Annotated in this window: 13 protein-coding genes; 2 read left to right on the top strand and 11 right to left on the bottom strand. The window is 69.0% G+C overall.

The window, feature by feature from the left end; all coding sequences use genetic code 11:
* Window positions 1-58: 58 nt before the first annotated feature.
* The 5 genes from ACFXK0_RS26830 to ssd all read right to left on the bottom strand — a co-directional run bounded on the left by ACFXK0_RS26830 (window position 59) and on the right by ssd (window position 4,932).
* Window positions 59-685: a type II secretion system F family protein gene (locus ACFXK0_RS26830; RefSeq protein WP_379413697.1), complete on the bottom strand. Its 627-nt coding sequence runs from the start codon at window positions 683-685 to the stop codon at window positions 59-61.
* A gap of 728 nt (window positions 686-1,413) precedes the next feature.
* Window positions 1,414-2,124 carry a hypothetical protein gene (locus ACFXK0_RS26825; RefSeq protein ID WP_379413696.1) on the bottom strand — a complete coding sequence of 237 codons (711 nt, stop codon included), beginning with the start codon at window positions 2,122-2,124 and terminating at the stop codon, window positions 1,414-1,416.
* 139 nt (window positions 2,125-2,263) lie between these two features.
* Window positions 2,264-2,542, bottom strand: coding sequence for a hypothetical protein (locus ACFXK0_RS26820; protein ID WP_379413695.1), 279 nt, complete (start codon window positions 2,540-2,542; stop codon window positions 2,264-2,266).
* 87 nt (window positions 2,543-2,629) lie between these two features.
* Window positions 2,630-3,811 carry a TadA family conjugal transfer-associated ATPase gene (locus ACFXK0_RS26815; protein WP_379413693.1) on the bottom strand — a complete coding sequence of 394 codons (1,182 nt, stop codon included), beginning with the start codon at window positions 3,809-3,811 and terminating at the stop codon, window positions 2,630-2,632.
* Window positions 3,808-4,932 carry a septum site-determining protein Ssd gene (gene ssd / locus ACFXK0_RS26810; protein WP_379413691.1) on the bottom strand — a complete coding sequence of 375 codons (1,125 nt, stop codon included), beginning with the start codon at window positions 4,930-4,932 and terminating at the stop codon, window positions 3,808-3,810. Before ssd ends, ACFXK0_RS26815 begins: the two co-directional genes overlap by 4 nt.
* Window positions 4,933-5,349: 417 nt before the next feature.
* Here ssd and ACFXK0_RS26805 point away from each other — a divergent pair, with 417 nt between their 5' ends.
* A complete protein-coding gene (locus ACFXK0_RS26805; RefSeq protein ID WP_379413745.1) occupies window positions 5,350-6,144 on the top strand; it encodes an HAD-IB family hydrolase in 795 nt (264 codons plus the stop codon).
* A 429-nt stretch (window positions 6,145-6,573) separates the two neighbouring features.
* On the opposite strand, the gene ACFXK0_RS26800 is transcribed toward ACFXK0_RS26805, so the two are convergent.
* From ACFXK0_RS26800 to ACFXK0_RS26775, 6 genes are all read right to left on the bottom strand, one after another.
* On the bottom strand, window positions 6,574-7,323 hold the full coding sequence (locus ACFXK0_RS26800; protein ID WP_379413689.1) for an oxidoreductase: 750 nt from the start codon (window positions 7,321-7,323) through the stop codon (window positions 6,574-6,576).
* Between the two features lie 11 nt (window positions 7,324-7,334).
* A complete protein-coding gene (locus ACFXK0_RS26795) occupies window positions 7,335-7,505 on the bottom strand; it encodes a hypothetical protein (RefSeq protein ID WP_379413688.1) in 171 nt (56 codons plus the stop codon).
* Between the two features lie 117 nt (window positions 7,506-7,622).
* Complete coding sequence (locus tag ACFXK0_RS26790) at window positions 7,623-9,293, bottom strand: ABC transporter ATP-binding protein (RefSeq protein ID WP_379413687.1); 1,671 nt, start codon at window positions 9,291-9,293, stop codon at window positions 7,623-7,625.
* The gene (locus ACFXK0_RS26785; protein WP_379413685.1) at window positions 9,290-10,219 is read right to left on the bottom strand and encodes an ABC transporter permease; all 930 of its coding nucleotides are present in this window, start codon (window positions 10,217-10,219) and stop codon (window positions 9,290-9,292) included. Before ACFXK0_RS26785 ends, ACFXK0_RS26790 begins: the two co-directional genes overlap by 4 nt.
* Window positions 10,212-11,138: an ABC transporter permease gene (locus ACFXK0_RS26780; RefSeq protein WP_379413684.1), complete on the bottom strand. Its 927-nt coding sequence runs from the start codon at window positions 11,136-11,138 to the stop codon at window positions 10,212-10,214. Before ACFXK0_RS26780 ends, ACFXK0_RS26785 begins: the two co-directional genes overlap by 8 nt.
* 61 nt (window positions 11,139-11,199) lie before the next feature.
* Window positions 11,200-12,789 carry an ABC transporter substrate-binding protein gene (locus ACFXK0_RS26775; RefSeq protein ID WP_379413744.1) on the bottom strand — a complete coding sequence of 530 codons (1,590 nt, stop codon included), beginning with the start codon at window positions 12,787-12,789 and terminating at the stop codon, window positions 11,200-11,202.
* 205 nt (window positions 12,790-12,994) lie between these two features.
* Between ACFXK0_RS26775 and ACFXK0_RS26770 the strand changes: the two genes are divergently transcribed.
* Window positions 12,995-13,824: AMP-binding protein (locus tag ACFXK0_RS26770; RefSeq protein WP_379413682.1), on the top strand; the 830-nt coding region annotated here is incomplete at its 3' end.

Below are 13,824 nucleotides of genomic sequence, written 5' to 3'. Positions count from 1 at the left end.
CTTCCACACCGCGCGGCCGATCCGCGCGGTGACGTTTCGGTGGCCTCGACGTGGCCGGTCACAGCAGGCCGCCGTCGCCGAGCACCCGGTCGGCGAGGCCGATCACGACCGGGACGATCCCCAGGCAGACGAACGCGGGCAGGAAGCACAGTCCCAGCGGCCCGCCGATGAGTACGCCGGCCCGCTCGGCGCGGGCGACGGCGGCGTCCTCCACCGCTTCGCGGCGCTGCACCGCCAGCTCACCCACCGCCGCTGCCAGCGAGGCACCGGATCTGGCCGAGCGGCGAGCCATCCGCGCCAGCGACTCGACTTCGTCCGCGCCGGGCGAACCGGCCGCGTCGGCCGCCGCCCGCTCCCAGGCCGTCGCCGCATCCGCCCCCAGCGCCAGCAGGTCGGCTGCCCTGAGCAGCGCGGCACGTAATACCGGTGGCGCGGTCGGCGCACTTGCCCGCGCGGCGGCCGCCATCGGCAGGCCTGCCCGCAAGCACGCGGCCAGCAGATCGAACGCCGACGCCGACCCGAGTGGATCGCCCCGCACTGACCCTGGCGCCGCGCCCGACACAACGGCCTCCGGCCCCATCAACCACCGCACCCGCCGACTGACCGCGACCCGCCCCGGCAACACCAGCACCGCGACCGCGGCCACCAGCAACACACCGGGCGACACCCCACCGTTCACAGCCACCACGACCCTCCTCCTCGGTCATCCAGTGATCCCCACTCATCCACACCACGCACCCGCCGGACCCGATCCACAACCTTCCGCCGCCTGTACTCGCCCGGAACGACAAGCTGATCGGGGGCAATAACGCCTGCGGACCTGGTCGAGCGCCGACCACCACCCACCCCGAGCACACCCGCACGAGTACAAAGGCAGCGGCTCATACAGGTGCCGAGCGGAGAACCGCTGACTGCGCAGCGAATTACCGCATCCACATAGACAGCCCTCGCCCGCCTGATACCGCGACACGACGTCGCGCAAGGTGACCCGGGAGCGCCGTTGCGCACTCCCAACCACGCGAAGGGTCTGTCGTGTCGCGCCTCGACGGGCGATGACTGCGGTGGACCGCATGCCAGGCCACACCGAGGAAAACGTAAGCGGCGCACAGGAACACCACATCCACGCTGCGACGACCACCTGCCTGAGACCGCGCCACAGCAGAACCGGAGCACGACGACAGGAAGCAGCCGGGATCGACTCGCCGACCTCGCGAAGGGCGGTCGTGTCGCGCCCCGACAGGTGATCACATCTGTCCACAGCACCCCAGAGCCCCGCCGAGGAAAACACCGACAACGCACAGGAACGCCACATCCACACAGCGGCCACCACCTGCCTGAGACCGCAACACTGCAGAACCGGAGCACGGCGACAGGAAGCACCCGGGGACGATTCACCGACCTTGCGCAGGACCGTCATGTCGCACCTCGACGGGTGATGACATCTGTCCACAGCAGTCCACAGCAGGCCAGGGCTGCGCCGAGTGGCAGGAGGAGTTCGCCTGCGGGGGAACCGAAGAGAATCGACAGTGGGGCGGCTCCCATCAGTTGACCGAGGGCTATGCCGACGAGTGGGAGTGCGGCCAGGACCGTGGCGGAGGCGCGGGCGCCGGCGAGGGCCGCTTCGGTGCGGTCGCGGAAGCGGATGCGGCCGAGGAGGTCGGCGCGGGCCGCGGACAGGAGTTCGGCCAGGGCGAGACCGTGGTCCTCGGCGACCCGCCAGGCGACGCCGATACGCGAGAGTTCCTCGGCCACAATCGAATCCGGGTGGACCCACCCGTCCGCACCGGAGCCGCCGAGTCGGCTGCGCCCCGCACTGATGGCCAAGACACGGGCGGCTTCGCCGCGTGACTCCCCCGCGGCGGACTCGGCCGCCGCGCTCGGATGGGCGCCGACCCGTAGTTCGCCGACGACGGCTTCGAGGCCGGCCAGCAGATATCCACATTCCTGACGGCGGCTACGATCGCCTCGCCCACGGCGCCGCCGCACCGCGAACGTCACCCCGACCATGAGTGCTGCCAGGCCGGTACCGATGCCGAAGGCGAACGCCGAACAGCCCACCGCGATCCCTCCACACCACTCCACAGGTACGTGCACCCGCACGGGACTCCGGTCGGTCTCGAACATCCGCCTGAACCTGCGCCGATCACTCGCCCTCGGCAGGACAAGCACCGCAATCGCGCAGCACAGCAACCCACTCCCCATGACCCCCACCTCCTTCCTCAGGCAGACGTGCCATCACGCGACGTATGCCGCGGCATATCACTCATCCCCACCGTGCGGCCCGCCCCTCAACTCGATGACCGACCTGAAGCACGATCGAACGACCGAATCCCATTCCTCCAGAATCGAATTCCGCTCCGAACGTGCGCGGCACCGGCACCCTCACAGGCACCAGCTCGAACACCGGCACCAGCACAGGCACGGCCACCGACACCCGCACAATCACGCGCACCGGCAGTGACAGAGCCACCAGCTCCGGCACCGGCACCGGCTCGAACACCGGCACCGGCACCAGCACCAGCACCAGCACCAGCACCAGCACGGACACCGTCTCGGGTACGCATCACAGCCCGCCGCCAGGTGTCGCAGCAGCACGGCACGGCGCCATATCGCACGGAAGTAACAGCGCTCATCCGAGTCGCACCTCGAGTAGACGCTCCAACTCGCCCGCCCCGGGTGTCGGGAGGTCGTCGGATCGCCACGCGGGCGTGATCCGGATTCCATCGGAATCCCTTTCGAGCACACCGATTTCGCGAAGTTCACGAGTGCCGTCGGCGCGCCGGTGTACATGCAGGATCACCTGTACGGCGGCGGCGAGCTGACTGTGCAGGGCGGCCCGGTCCATCCCGCCCAGGGCCGCCAGTGCCTCCAGACGGGCGGGCACCTCCTGCGGTGAGTTGGCGTGGACAGTCCCCGCGCCACCGTCGTGCCCGGTGTTGAGTGCGGTGAGCAGGTCGACGACCTCGGCGCCGCGGACCTCCCCGACGACAATGCGGTCGGGACGCATGCGCAGCGCCTGGCGGACGAGATCGCGGACCGTGACCGCGCCCACGCCCTCGACATTGGCGGTGCGGGCGACCAGGCGGACGACGTGGGGATGGACAGGCGCGAGCTCGGCCGCGTCCTCGACGCAGACGATCCGTTCGGCCGGATCGACCGCGGCCAGTAGTGCGGACAAAAGCGTAGTTTTGCCTGCGCCCGTGCCGCCGACCACCAGAAATGCCAGGCGGGCGCGGACGATGTCGGCGAGCAGCCGCTGGGCGCGGGGTGGCACCGAGCCGGCGGCGGCCAGCGCGTCGAGCCCCTGGGTGGCGGGGCGCAGGATGCGCAGGGACAGGCAGGTGCCGTCGTGGGCGACCGGGGCCAGGACCGCGTGCAGGCGGACGCCGAACGCGTCGCCCAATGTCGCCTCGGTGCCGGTGAGTTTGCCGTCGACCCAGGGTTGTGCGTCGTCGAGGCGGCGGCCGGCGGCGAGGGCGAGCCGTTGGGCCAGGCGACGGACGGCGGCCTCGTCGGCGAATCGCACGTCGGTCTGTTCGAGGCCGTGTCCGCGATCTATCCACACCGATTCCGGTCCGGTGACCAGCACATCGGCGACCCGCGGATCGTGCAGCAGCGGCTCGAGCAGTCCGGCGCCGGTCATCTCCGTCTGGAGCAGGCGCAGTGCCCGCAGCAGGTCGGTGTCGGCGAGCACGCCGCCCGCCTCGGCGCGGATGGCGGCCGCCAGCTGGGCCGCGTCGGGTGTGCCTGCGTGCTCGGCGAGACGTTCCCGCACGCGTTCGAGCAGCTCGACGGTGACGAAGGCGGTCATCGTGGCGCCGCCCCGACCATCGCCAGCACCGCGTCGGCCGCATCCCGCAGTGGGCCGCGCCTGCGCACACTCAGCCCGCCGCGTTCGAGCCGCCCGGCCAGTCCGGCCTCGCCGCGCACGGCGGCGAGCAGCGGCAGGCCGAGCACCTCGGCGACCTCGGCGCCACGCAATCCACCAGGCGCGGGACCTCGAACAATCAAGCCCCGGTTGGGATTTCGCTCGCCGAGATAGTCGGCCACCACTTCGGCTGCCGCGATCGCACGCAGTCTGGCGGGAACGACGAGCACGACCAGATCGGCGGCATCGACCATCGCGTCAGCCGCCGATCCGCGTTCACCGGAGACATCGCAGACGACCAGATCGCCTGCAGCCCTGCCGGATTCGATGACGGCACGTACCGCTGCCGGCGCCAGCTCGGTCGGCGGACGACCAGCGCCCGGCTCGTGCCCGCCCCGCCGGATCCGTCCGCAGGAGAGCACAGCCAACCCCGGTGCGGCCGCGGGCAGCGCGTTGTGCAGCGCCGCGGCGGATACCCGGCCGTCCTCGATCACCAGGTCGGGCCAGCGCAGTCCGGCGGTGTTCTCCATGCCGAGCACCAGGTCGATGCCGCCGTCGAGCGGCGCACCGTCGATCAGGACCGTGTCGCGCCGCAGCTGTAAGGCCGCAGCCCGGAGCGCGGTGGCGGCGGCGAGCGTGGTCGCGCCCGCACCGCCGCCCGCGCCGGCGACCGCGACGACCATGCCTTCGCCGGTCCGCAGCTCGGCGTGTTCGGCGAACTGTTCGACCAGCGCGACCGCGCCGCCGGGCAGCGCGACGACCCGCTCGGCGCCGACCGCTGTCGCCGCCTGCCAGTCGGATACCGCCGGTTCACCGTCGGTGACCAGCACGATTCCGGGGCGTCGCGGACATCCGGTGGTGGCGGCCGCTGTCGCCGCGGCGGTATCGAGGATCACCATTCCCGCACCGGACCAGGCATGCCTGCTGACCGGCAGCACCCGTTCGTCGGTGACGCGCTCGGCCGCTGCCGCGACGCGGCGGACTTCGGCGCGCAGTCGCGGGTCGGCGACGAGCAGCAGAGCGGGAGCGAGCGTCGAGCTGCGGGGTGCCGCGGTGAGGTTCATGCGATTCAGCGTGCGCGAAGCCGCAAGCCGGCGACACCCATCATCTGCCGATTGTGGATAACTCGGGGGTGTGGAGAACTTTTTCCGATTGTGCCGGAAATAGAGGACGGCCCCAGCCGGGGGGGAGGAGGCTGGGGCCGTCGGGTTCAGCCCCGGGGGGTCGGGCTGAACGCGCCTGGACTATGTCCAGGTGTCAGCAATACTACACCCATCCCCCGGCGCGGGCGCAAGTAGCGTTCGCCACCATCTTTCGGCGATTCGCGCCCTCCGGCGTCCCCGGGGCAAACCCTGGGAAGTAGCTGTGAAGGGTGGTTCCTGCCGGGGGCGGCGGTGCGTGCCTATTCTGTTGAGGTGACCGACGATCGCGACCAGACATCGCCCCAGAGCACAAGTCTCGCCGATACCGGCCGGGCGCCGGTGCCCGGCGGACGCGTCGCGGCGTTCTTCGATCTCGATAAAACGGTGATCGCGAAGTCGAGCGCGTTCGTGTTCAGCAAACCGTTCTACGCACAGGGTCTGCTCAACCGCCGGGCGGTCCTGGAGAGCAGCTACGCGCACTTTTTGTTCCTGCTCTCGGGGGCCGATCACGACCAGATGGAACGAATGCGGGCAAACCTGGCCAACATGTGCGCGGGCTGGGATGTCGAGCAGGTGAAATCGATTGTGGCCGAGACACTTCACGATCTGGTCAACCCGCTGATCTACGCCGAAGCGGCCGATCTGATCGCCGATCACAAGATCCGCGGGCACGACGTGGTGATCGTCTCGGCCTCTGGCGAGGAGATCGTGACCCCGATTGCCGAGGTGCTCGGCGCCTCGCACACCGAGGCCACCCGGATGGTCGTCGAGGACGGCAAGTACACCGGCGACATCGAGTTCTACTGCTACGGCGAGGGCAAGGTCGCGGCCATCGAAAAGCTGGCCGCCACACAGGGTTACGACCTGTCCAAGTGCTATGCCTACTCCGACTCGGTGACCGACGTGCCGATGCTCGGCGCCGTCGGCCATCCCACGGCGGTGAACCCCGACCGGGGGCTGCGCAAGGAGGCGGTCACCCGCGGCTGGCCGGTGCTGACCTTCTCCAATCCGGTCTCGCTGTGGTCGCGTTTCCAGACGCCGTCGAGCACCACCGTGGCGGCCACGGCGGCCGTGGGATTGAGCGCGATCATCGCCGGCGCGATCAGCTACCGACTGCTGCGGAAACGTCGCTGACCTGCATCGAGACGGCAACCCCCCAGCACGGATCGCGGGCGGACACGCCGAAAATGACGGTATTCGGTAATGCCGGGGAAATGCTTGATGTGAGTGCGGTCACAGTGTAAGAATGGAGGCACGGAAGGACGGAAGGCCAAGACGGAGCCGGAAGAGAAGGCGTCGCCTCCCATCCCACCCTTCCCAGCACGGACGCCAGGCACCCACGCGGAGCGCGCCGCGACAAGGGCAGCAGAGTTGTGGGCCTGCGAAATTCGAGCAGTCGTCGGCGGACGCCTCGCACAGGTTGCGGGGAAGAACCGGCGGGGTTCGGATGATCGCCGAGGCCACCGAACACAACCCACCCCAGCACGCTTGGTAACCGGGTGTTCCGTGCTAGCGGGCGGCGAGGTCGAGCAATCGGCTACGCCGCCCGTTTCGATGTACGGGTCAGCCCGCGGCGGCGGCGTCGGCGATCGAGTTCGCCTCGCGGGCACCGTCTTCCAGCGCGCCCGCGCAGAACAGCACCCATCCGCCGACCCCTTCGGCGGTGCCCATCCCGAAGTTGGCGGCGGCGTCGAGGTAGGCCTGTCGGCGGCGCAGCCAGAACACCTCGGGCACGCCGAGGCTGTGCGGGTCGAGTCCGCTGGCCACCGCGACCAGCCGGGACGCGCCGCGCGCGACCACGGCGTCGGCGGTGCCGAACGGGCGCAGGGTCAGTAGTTCACCGTGCACGACCGCGGCGATCACAGGGGCGGGCGCCTTGCTGGTCTGCACGGTCTGCGCGAGCAGGTCGAGCCGTTCGGCGACGCCGGGGGTGGCGCGCGGCCTGCCGAGTTCCTGTTCGTCGGTGACCAGGTCGGCGGCGGCGAGCAGATGTAACCGGGCCAGCGCCTGGAGCGGCGCGCGCCGCCAGGTGCCGACCAGATTGTTCAGGGCGTCACCGTCGAGTGCCTGGCCCACCCGCAGCGCGCCGGCCAGTACCGGATCGCTGACCTGTCCGTCGGCGGGCAGCTCGGTGCTCGCGCCCTCGATGGCCGCCGACGACCGCGCCGCGCGCACCGCGGCCTCGGCGGCGGTCACGGCCCAGCCGCGCCGGTTCGATTTGTGCCGGTGCACCGCCGCGAGCGCGTCGCGCGCCTTGTCGGCGGCCTCACGCACGCCAGGCAGGTCGACCAGGGGCTGCAGCGGATCAGTCACGGCATACGAGGCTACCGTTCCAGTACCGCGCCACCGACGACCACATGGATTCCGCCGACGCGGGGCCAGCTGCGGTCCGGCCACGGCACCTCGGCGAGCCGCTTGGCCGCCGGGGTCCGCGCGCGGCGCCGCCGCGATTCCAGCTCGGCCTGACGTTCGGCATCGATACGATCCAGCGCCATCGGCGTCTCCTACCCCTGCGCACGATCTCGGACTTTACCGACGATACGCCCGTGACCAGCGGATCTGCGGCATATCAGGCGGCCGCGCCGGCGAATTCGCCGGTGCGCGGGCGCCTTTCAGCCGATCCGAAGTTCGCGGCCGGGAATCGCGTCGAGCAGGGCGCGCGTGTAGTCCTCGCGTGGCGCGGCGAACACCTCGTCGGTACCGGCCGCCTCCACGACCGCACCGGCCCGCATGACCAGCACGTTGTCGGCGATCTGCCGGACGACGGCCAGGTCGTGGGTGATGAACAGATACGACAGCCCCAGCTCGGCCTGCAGGTCGTTGAGCAGGGTGAGGATCTGCGCCTGCACCAGCACATCCAGCGCCGAGACCGCCTCGTCGCAGACCACCAGCTCCGGTGACAGCGCCAGCGCCCGCGCGATGGCCACCCGCTGCCGCTGCCCGCCGGAGAGCTCGCTGGGATAGCGGCGCACTACCGAGGACGGCAGCGACACCTTGTCGAGCAGGTCGCGCACCACCTCCGCGCGCTCGGCCGCGGTCCCGATCTTGTGCACGCGCAGCGGTTCTTCGATGGTGCGGAAGATCGAGTACATCGGGTCCAGCGAGCCGTACGGGTTCTGGAAGATCGGCTGTACCCGCCTGCGGAACGCGAACGCGGCCTTGCGGTCCAGCCGCGCCACGTCCTGCCCGTCGAAGACGACGCTGCCCGAGGTGGGTTCCAGCAGGCCGAGCACCATCTGCGCCAGCGTCGACTTGCCCGAGCCGGACTCGCCGACGACGGCCGTGGTGGTGCCCCGCTCGACGGTGAAACTCACGTCGTCGACGGCGACGAAATCACTGGACTGCCAGGGCCACTTGCCCCGGATCTGGAACGCCTTGGTCAGGGCGCGCACGTCCAGGACGGTGTCGGGCAGCTGCTCGCCGTCCCGCTCGGCCGCCTCGATCGCCTGCGCACGGACCTGCGCGCGCTGCCGCGACGACGACATCCGCCGCGCCGCCAGCGAGGGCGCCGAGCTCACCAGTTTCCTGGTGTACGCGTGCTGCGGATCGCGCAGAATCTGCAGCGCCGGACCGGATTCCACCACCCGCCCGCGATACATCACCACCAGGTGCTCGGCGCGTTCGGCCGCCAGGGCGAGGTCGTGGGTGATCAGCAGCACGGCCGTGCCCAGCTCGTCGGTGAGCTGGTCGAGGTGATCGAGGATCTGCCGCTGCACGGTGACATCCAGCGCCGAGGTCGGCTCGTCGGCGATGAGCAGCTTCGGCCGGCACGACAGTCCGATCGCGATGAGCGCGCGCTGGCGCATGCCGCCGGAGAACTCGTGCGGATACTGGTTGACGCGGCGCCGCGCGTCCGGCATTCCCGCCTCGGCCAGCAGCTCGACGGCGCGTTCGCGGGCGGCGTCACCGGAGGCGATGCCGTTGGCGGCCAGCGTCTCCCGGATCTGGAAGCCGATCTTCCAGACCGGATTCAGGTTCGACATCGGGTCCTGCGGTACCAGGCCGATGCCGTTGCCGCGGATCGCGAGGATCTCCTTGGCCGAGGCCTTGGTGAGGTCGGCGCCGTCGAACAGGATCTGCCCGCCGGTGACCGTGCCGGTGCCGGGCAGCAGGTCGATGATCGCGTGCGCGGTGGTCGACTTGCCCGATCCGGACTCACCGACGATGGCCACGGTCTGACCGGGGTAGACGGTGAGATTCACCCCGTTCACCGCGGGCACCGCCTTGCCGTCGCTGGTGAAAGCGACCGACAGATCGCGGATCTCGAGCAGAGGTTCGCTCATCGCCTGCGCTCCTTCGGATCGAGCGCGTCGCGGACCGCGTCGCCGAGCATGATGAAGCTCAGCACGGTGATCGCCAGCGCGGCCGCCGGATAGAACAGGATCGGCGAGGTGCGGATCTCGGTCTTGGCCCGGTCGATATCGGCGCCCCAGGACACGATGTCGGGCGGCAGGCCGACGCCGAGATACGACAGCGTCGCTTCGGTGACGATGAACACGCCCAGCCACAGCGTGGCCACCACGATCAGTGGACCGGCCGAGTTCGGCAGTACATGGCGCACGAGTGTGCCGAACCGGGAAACCCCCAATGCCTTGGCGGCGGTGACGTATTCGCTGTTCTTGGCCTCGATCACCGCGGCTCTGGCGATGCGCGCGGCCTGCGGCCAGGTGAAGGCGGCCAGTATCGCGATCACTGTCCAGACCGTCGCCGGACGCAGAAGTTGCAGCAGCACGATGGCGGCCAGCACCATCGGCAGCGCGAAGAAGATCTCGGCGATCCGCGAGACGATCGTGTCGAGCAGCCCGCCGTAGAACCCGGCCAGTGCCCCGAGCACACCGCCGACCAGCAGGAATACCAGTGCCGTGCCGACACCGACGCTGACCGAGGCGCGCGCGCCGTAGATGGTGCGCGCGTAGACATCACAGCCCTGCTTGTCGAAACCGAACGGGTGACCGGGCCGCGGGCCGTCCATGCCGAACTCGCCCAGGCAGTACTGCGGGTCCTGGCCGGTGAACAGCGACGGCCACAGCACCACCAGCAGCACCAGCGTGATCAGCACCATCGCCACCAGGAACACCGGATTGCGCCGCAGCCGCCGCCAGGCATCGCCCCAGATGCTGGTCGGGGTGCCCTCCTCGACGACGCCGTCGGTGGCGAGCACCGTCACTTCGTCGGGCGGTGCCACGAAATGCTGCCGGCGGTCAGGCATAGCGGATCCTCGGGTCGAGCGCGGCGTAGAGCAGGTCGATGACCAGGTTCATCAGCAGGAACACCACGACGAGCACCGTCACGAACGAGACCACCGTCGGCGGCTCGCCGCGGATGATCGCCTGGTAGATGGTCCCGCCGACGCCGGGAATATTGAAGATGCCCTCGGTGACGATCGCGCCGGCCATCAGCGCACCGAAGTCGGCGCCGAGGAAGGTGACCACCGGGATCATCGAATTGCGCAGGATGTGCACGGTGACCACCCGCCTGCGGCCGAGCCCCTTCGCGGTCGCGGTGCGCACATAGTCGGCGGACTTGTTCTCCGCGACCGAGTTCCGCGTCAGCCGCAGCACGTAAGCGAACGACAGCGCGCCGAGCACGAAGGCCGGTACCAGCAGCTCGCCCAGACTGGCGTCGCCGGTGACGGTGACCGGCACGATCCCCCACTTCACCCCGAGCAGGAACTGCGCGAGATAGCCGACGACGAAGACCGGCAGCGCGATGATCACCAGACTGGCCAGCAGCATGGCCGAGTCGAACAGTTTGCCCTTGCGCAGGCCGGCGATCAGGCCGAACGCGATGCCGAACACGCCCTCGATCAGCACCGCGAGGAAGGCCAGCTTGATGGTGACGGGGAAGGCGCGCACGAGTTCCTCCCGCACCGGCCTGCCCGAGAACGAGGTGCCGAAGTCGAGGGTGAAGATCCCGCCCAGGTAGTGCAGATACTGCATGATGAACGGCTGGTCGAGGTGGTAGCGGGCGCGCAGTGCCGCCTCGGCCGCCGGGGTCAGGGTCTTTTCACCGGCCAGCGCCTGGATCGGGTCGCCGGGGATCAGGAAGACCATCGCGTAGATCAGCAGGGTCGCGCCGAGGAACACCGGAATCATCTGCAGCAGGCGCCGAACTATGTACCAGGCCATGGTTCCTCCGACAGCGAACCGAGCCGAGCCACCGGGTGTGGCTCGGCCCAGTTACGCGTGCCTATTTCTCGATGTTCTCGAAGTCGAACAGGCCGTTCCAGGCCAGCTCGGCCTTGGTCACCCGATCCGACCGGCCCGCCGCGGCGACGTAGTCGAAGATCGGGATGTCGGCCATGTCCTCGATCATGATCGTCTGCGCCTGCGCGATCAGCTGATACGACGCCTCCTGGGTCGGCGCGGCCATGGCGGCGTCGAAGAGGCGGTCGACCTCGGGGTTGTTGTAGTCGACATTGTTGGTCTCGGAGTAGCTGTAGTACTGCGAGGACAGGAACTGCATCATCGTCGGATAGTCGCCCTGCCAGCCGTACCGGAAGGCCTTGCCTATGGTCTTGGCGTTCACCGCATCGCGGACGGTCTTGAACGTCGGCACCGGGCTGGCGGCGGCGTCGATACCGAGGGTGTTCTTGACGCTGTTGATCACGGCTTCGATCCAGGCCTGATGACCGCCGTCGGAGTTGTAGACGATCTCGTAGCGACCCGACCACGGCGAGATGGCGTCGGCCTGGGCCCACAGCCTCCTGGCCTCGTCCGGGTTGTATTCGAACACCTCGGCGCCCGGCAGGTCGCCATTGAAGCCCGGCAGCGTCGATGCCGTGAAATCGCGGGCGGGGACCCGCAATCCGTTGAAGATCTTCTCGCTGATCAGCGGGCGGTTGATCGCCATCGAGATGGCCCTGCGGCGCAGCAGGCCCTCCTCACCGGCGAAGTGCGGCACATTCGACTGGACGCCGATGTGCTGGTTCTGCGCGGTCGGCTTGGTGATCGCGCGGTCGCCGAGATCGCTCTTGTAGGAGGTCAGCGCGCTGTCGGGGATGGTGTCGAGCGCGTCGAGATTGCCGGCCTGCAGGTCGGCGTAGGCGGTGTCGTAGGACTCGTACATGACGAATCGCAGGCCCTTGTTCTTGGCCGGACGGCCACCGGGGTAGTCCGGGTTGGCCACCAGGTCGATGCTGCGGTTGTGCTCCCAGGAGACGAAGGAGTACGGGCCGTTGCCGATCGGCGCGGCACCGAAGGCGGCCATGTCGGCGAAGGCCGAGTCCGGCAGCGGGTAGAACGGCGCGTAACCGAGGGCGCTCTCGAAATCGATGGAGGGCGATTTCAGCTCGACGGTGAAGGTGCGGTCGTCGACCACCTTCAGTCCCGACATCGTCTGCGCGGTCGGATTCTCCGCATTCACCTCGTCGAATCCGACAATGGGGGTGAACGCATAACTCTGCAACTGACCGTTCGTACCCAGCGCACCATAGTTCCATGCATCGACGAAAGATTTCGCCGTCACCGTGGTTCCGTCGGTGAATTTCCAGTTCGGTTTGATGGTGATCCGGTAAGATTTGCGATCGGCCGTCTCGATCTTCTCGGCCATCTCGTCATGCGCCTGACCTGTGGCGTCGTAGTACTTCAGCCCGGCGAAGAGGCGGTCGACGACACGTCCGCCCATGTTCTCGTTGGTGTTGGTCGGCACCAGCGGATTCTGGGGTTCGCCGCCATTGACGGTGACGATGTTCGGGTCGATGCTGTCTTCGGATGAGCACGCGGTCAGGGTGAAACTGCCCGCCGCCAGGACCGCGACGATCAGCGCGGTCGCTCTGATGAATCTCAAACGCTCTCTCCCGGTTCGAACAATTCTCGAAAACCATCAGCTGAACGGTTGATTCAAAACGATAGCCCGGAATCGCCCACTCTGTACTCGATACAACGGCACCGCGCGGTGCGGGTGCGTTGACTACTGTCGAGGTAGCAGGGCTGGCGCCCTCGCGACCGACCCGACCGCACGAGGCATGTGAGGCAGATTCGACATGACCGAAACCGCTGCAGGACAACCGGATTCGTTTCCGCCGAGCGCCGATTTCGCCGCTACGGCCAACGCGGACGCCACGCTCTACGAGCGGGGTGAGACCGACCGCGACGGCTTCTGGGCCGAGCAGGCGAACCGGCTGCACTGGCACAAGCCCTTCACCCAGGTCCTGGACTGGACCGACGCCCCCGTCGCACGCTGGTTCGCCGACGGCGAGCTCAATGTGGCCTACAACTGCGTCGACCGCCACGTCATCGACGGGCACGGCGACCAGGTCGCCATCCACTGGGAAGGCGAGCCGGGCGATTCCCGCGACATCACCTACCGCGAACTGCTCGACGAGGTTTCACGCGCCGCAAACTACCTGACCGAGCTCGGGCTGCAAGCCGGCGACCGGGTCGCGATCTACATGCCGATGGTGCCCGAGGCGATCGTGTCCATGCTCGCGTGCGCGCGCCTGGGCCTCACCCATTCGGTGGTGTTCGCCGGATTCTCGCCGAGCGCGTTGCGGCAGCGGGTGGACGACGCCGAAGCCCGCCTGATCATCACCACCGACGGGCAGTGGCGGCGCGGCAAGCCCGCACCGCTCAAGGAGGCCGTCGACGAGGCGCTCGCCGCCAAGGGCGATGTGCCGTCCTCGGTGGAACACGTGCTGGTGGTGCGCCGGGTCGGCACCGAGGTGCCGTGGACCGACGGGCGCGACCTCTGGTGGCACGAAACCGTATCCACCGCTTCGCCTGAACACGAAGCCCAGCCCTTCCCCGCCGAACACCCCCTCTTCATCCTCTACACCTCCGGCACCACCGGAAAACCCAAAGGCATCCTGCACAC

The organism is Nocardia sp. NPDC059177, from assembly GCF_042755165.1.
Classification (GTDB): Bacteria; Actinomycetota; Actinomycetes; order Mycobacteriales; family Mycobacteriaceae; genus Nocardia.
Note: the sequence above shows the minus strand (reverse complement) of the source record. Positions and strands in the feature narration are given on the sequence as shown.

Bases quoted from the DNA above. Each gene is read 5' to 3' on its own strand.
- ACFXK0_RS26825 (WP_379413696.1), bottom strand. From the start codon at position 2,124: ATGTTCGAGACCGACCGGAGTCCCGTGCGGGTGCACGTACCTGTGGAG.
- ACFXK0_RS26815 (WP_379413693.1), bottom strand. From the start codon at position 3,811: ATGACCGCCTTCGTCACCGTCGAGCTGCTCGAACGCGTGCGGGAACGT.
- ssd (WP_379413691.1), bottom strand. From the start codon at position 4,932: ATGAACCTCACCGCGGCACCCCGCAGCTCGACGCTCGCTCCCGCTCTG.
- ACFXK0_RS26795 (WP_379413688.1), bottom strand. From the start codon at position 7,505: ATGGCGCTGGATCGTATCGATGCCGAACGTCAGGCCGAGCTGGAATCG.
- ACFXK0_RS26790 (WP_379413687.1), bottom strand. From the start codon at position 9,293: ATGAGCGAACCTCTGCTCGAGATCCGCGATCTGTCGGTCGCTTTCACC.
- ACFXK0_RS26785 (WP_379413685.1), bottom strand. From the start codon at position 10,219: ATGCCTGACCGCCGGCAGCATTTCGTGGCACCGCCCGACGAAGTGACG.
- ACFXK0_RS26780 (WP_379413684.1), bottom strand. From the start codon at position 11,138: ATGGCCTGGTACATAGTTCGGCGCCTGCTGCAGATGATTCCGGTGTTC.